This is a genomic window from Arthrobacter sp. Y3223164 (assembly GCF_059091005.1).
The window spans coordinates 1-3491 of record NZ_JBNHGF010000291.1; the positions used below are offsets into that span (position 1 = coordinate 1).

Genomic DNA, 3491 nt, shown 5'->3' on the forward strand with positions numbered 1-3491 from the left:
AGGTGCTGCGCGACGGCGACGCCATCGTCGCGCGAACGCAGCTGGGGCGGCCGGAGCGGGTCATCTTGGCCGGCCACCTCGATACCGTGCCGTTGCCCGCCGTGCCCGGCTCCCTCGGAACCGTGCCGTCGGTGTGGGACGGGGACGTGCTGTACGGGCGCGGCGCCACCGATATGAAGGGCGGGGTAGCGGTGCAGCTGGCCCTGGCCGCCGAGCTGACGGCACCCAACCGCGATGTCACCTACGTCTTCTACGACCATGAGGAAGTGGATGCTTCGATGAGCGGGCTGGGCCGGCTGGTGCGCAACCACCCCCAGTTGCTGCAGGGCGACTTCGCCATCCTGCTCGAACCGACCCACGGAACCGTGGAAGGCGGCTGCAACGGCACGGCCCGGTTCGAAGCGAGCACGGTCGGCCAGGCGGCGCATTCCGCGCGCGCGTGGCGGGGCGTCAACGCTATCCACGCCGCCGCCGACATCCTGGTCCGGCTCCGGGACCATGAACCGGCCACTGTCACGGTCGACGGGCTGGAGTACCGCGAGAGCCTCAACGCGGTGAAGATCAAGGGCGGTACGGCGGGCAACATCATTCCCGACAGCACCACGGTGGAAATCAATTACCGGTTCGCTCCGGACAAGACGCCCGCGGATGCCGAACTGTACGTGCGGAACCTGCTGGAGGGCTTCACGGTGGTCTGCACGGATGCCGCGGCCGGCGCCCGGCCCGGCCTCGACCACCCGGCAGCCGCCGAATTCGTCGCCGCCGTGGGGGCGGAGCCAAAGCCGAAGTACGGCTGGACCGACGTGGCGCGGTTCAGCGAGCTGGGCATTCCGGCCGTCAACTTCGGCCCCGGCGACGCGTTGCTGGCCCACACCGACAACGAAAACGTTCCGGCGGAGGCCGTCCGCGAGTGCCGGGCGGCGCTGCGCCGCTGGCTGCTGGCCTGACCATCCGGGGGCGGCGGAGGGCGCCGCCGCCGGGCAACAAGGCGCCCGGGAAGCTGCAACGGGGAAGGGGAGGACGCGCAGGCGTCCTCCCCTTCCCCGTCGGCGGTCAGCGGCAGCCGGTCACACCTTGACGGCCATCGGCTGCGTGGTCAGCGGCGCGGTCTCGCCCGCGGTCCGGCTGCTCAGGAACTTGGAGAGCCAGTTGGCTACCCAGGACAAGGCGAAGTTGACGATGATGAAGAGCAGCGCGGCAATCGTCAGCGACTGCAGGATCGGACCGGCGGAGCCGTAAATCTGCATCGACCGCAGCAACTCGGAGTACGTGATGATGTAGCCGAGGGCAGAGTCCTTCAGGATCACCACGAATTGGCTGACCAGGGCCGGCAGCATGGCCACCAGGGCCTGCGGCAGTTCGATGCTGCGCAACGACTGGGCACGGGTCATGCCGATCGCCATCCCGGCTTCACGCTGGCCCTTGGGCAGGCCGAACACGCCGGAGCGGACCAGTTCCGCGATCACCGATCCGTTGTACAGCGTCAGGGCCGTCACGACGGCGTAAAACGGGATGTCTGCCGGGGTGCCGATTCTCAGCTGCCCGAACAGGAGCCAGAAGAAGATCATCATCAGCAACACCGGGACAGCCCGCAAGAGTTCGACGATCACTCCGCAGAGCCACCGCAGGGGGCCGTTCGAGGCGAGCCTGCCCACGCCAAAGAGCAGCCCGAAGACCACGGACGTGAGGATCGAGACTGCGGCGGCCTTAAAGGTGTTGATCAGCCCCGGCAGGATGGTGAACTGCCAGACCTCGCCGGTCAGGAACGGCGTCCACAGCTCGGGTGCCAGCTGGCCCTTGTCGTTCAGTCCGACGATGACGAAGATCGCCGCGCCGAGGAAGAGCAGGATGCCGATGATGTTGGTGACCATGATCCGCGCACGGGCCTTCGGGCCGGGCGCATCAAAGAGGACGTTCTGCTTGATGTTCATCGTGACACCGCCAGTTTCTTGGAGAGCCAAGTGGTCACCAGGCCGATCGGCAGCACGATGATCACGAAGCCGATGGCGAAGGTCGCGAAAATGGCCATGATGACATCCGGCCGGAACTCGATCATGGTTTTCATCAGCCCGGCGGATTCGGCGACCGACGCCGCCGTTGCCACCGTGGTGTTCTTGGTCAGGGCGATCAGGGTGTTGCCCAGCGGCGCCACGGCACCCCGGAAGGCCTGGGGCAGGATGACCATCCGCGCCGCCGGCAGGAAGCTCAGCCCGATGGCGCGGGCGGCCTCGGCCTGTCCCAGGGGCACGGTGTTGACGCCGCTGCGAATGGATTCGCAGACGAAGGCCGCGTGGTAGACGGACAGCCCGACGATGGCCCAGAGGAAGAAGTTGAAGTCGAAATCGCCGGAGAGGTTCATCTGGAGCTGGAAGACCGCCACCAGGATGCAGAACACCATGATGATGGTCAGCGGCGTGTTGCGGAAGACGTTGACGTACGCAGCGCCGGCCCAGCGGAAGCTGGGCACCGGTGAGATGCGCATCAGGGCCAGGACGGTACCCAGCACCAACGAACCCAGGGCGGCCCAAAAAGCGAGCTGGATATTGACCCACAAGGCTCCGACGACGTCGTAGGTCTCCAGCGCCGTCAGGTAGCTCTGGAAATACTCGGACAAACTGTCCATCCCCTTTCGGTGGGAAGAGGCAGATCATGTTGTGGGGCGGGAGAGCCCCGCCCCACAACGGATGGTGCTAGGCGCAGGCTTCGCCCGGCTTCGGCGGGTTCAGGTCCTTGTTGTAGGAGTAATCCACACCCTCGGTGTTCTTCTTGAGGGCTTCTTCCCAGGCACCTTCCTCGACCATCTTGTTGATGGCTGCGTTGATGTCCGCGCACAGCTCCGAGCCCTTCGGCAGTCCGACGCCGTAGTTCTCCTCCGAGAACGGGTTGCCGACCACCTTGTACTTGCCGGCGTTGTTCGGCTGCGCCGCGAGTCCGGCCAGGATGATGTCGTCGGTGGTCACCGCGTCGATCTGGCCGCCCTGCATGGCGGTCACGCACTCGGCGTAGCTGGGTCGCTCAACCAGGTTCACTTCGGCGGCGTGCTCGTCCTTGATGCGCTGGGCGGAGGTGGAGCCGGTCACCGAGCAGAGGTTCTTGCCGTTAAGCGCATCCGGGCCGGTGATTTCGGTGTCGTCGGTCCGGACCAGCAGGTCCTGACCGGCCACGAAGTACGGTCCGGCGAAGTCGACGGTCTGCTTGCGCTCGTCGGTGATGGAGTACGTCGCGAAGATCATGTCCACCTGGTTGTTGGCGAGCATGTTTTCGCGGTTGGCCGAGGGCGACTCGACGAATTCGATCTGGTCCTCCGAGTAGCCCAGCTCGTTGGCCACGTACTTGGCTACATCCACGTCGAAGCCGCTGAACTTGCCGCCGGAGGAAAAGCCCAGGCCCGGCTGATCGTACTTGATGCCGATACGGATGCCTTCGCCGTCGCCTTCGCCGCCGCCGGCAGTCTCGCCGCCGCCGGCAGTCTCGCCGCCGCCTGTGCCGCC

At 66.3% G+C, this 3491-nt stretch carries 4 protein-coding genes; 1 reads left to right on the forward strand and 3 read right to left on the reverse strand.

All coding sequences use genetic code 11. The features are described from left to right. The coding region (gene dapE / locus AC5RUJ_RS12740) for a succinyl-diaminopimelate desuccinylase (RefSeq protein WP_494155953.1) at nt 1-947 on the forward strand (947 nt) is incomplete at its 5' end. A 120-nt stretch (nt 948-1067) separates the two neighbouring features. Here the strand turns inward: dapE and AC5RUJ_RS12745 are convergent. The 3 genes from AC5RUJ_RS12745 to AC5RUJ_RS12755 all read right to left on the reverse strand — a co-directional run. Further along, nucleotides 1068-1931, reverse strand: a complete 864-nt coding sequence (locus AC5RUJ_RS12745; RefSeq protein WP_494012573.1) for an amino acid ABC transporter permease — start codon at nt 1929-1931, stop codon at nt 1068-1070. After that, nucleotides 1928-2623 carry an amino acid ABC transporter permease gene (locus tag AC5RUJ_RS12750; RefSeq protein WP_494000297.1) on the reverse strand — a complete coding sequence of 232 codons (696 nt, stop codon included), beginning with the start codon at nt 2621-2623 and terminating at the stop codon, nt 1928-1930. The genes AC5RUJ_RS12745 and AC5RUJ_RS12750 overlap by 4 nt, the downstream gene beginning before the upstream one ends. A gap of 67 nt (nt 2624-2690) precedes the next feature. Continuing rightward, the coding region (locus AC5RUJ_RS12755) for a glutamate ABC transporter substrate-binding protein (RefSeq protein ID WP_494155954.1) at nt 2691-3491 on the reverse strand (801 nt) is incomplete at its 5' end.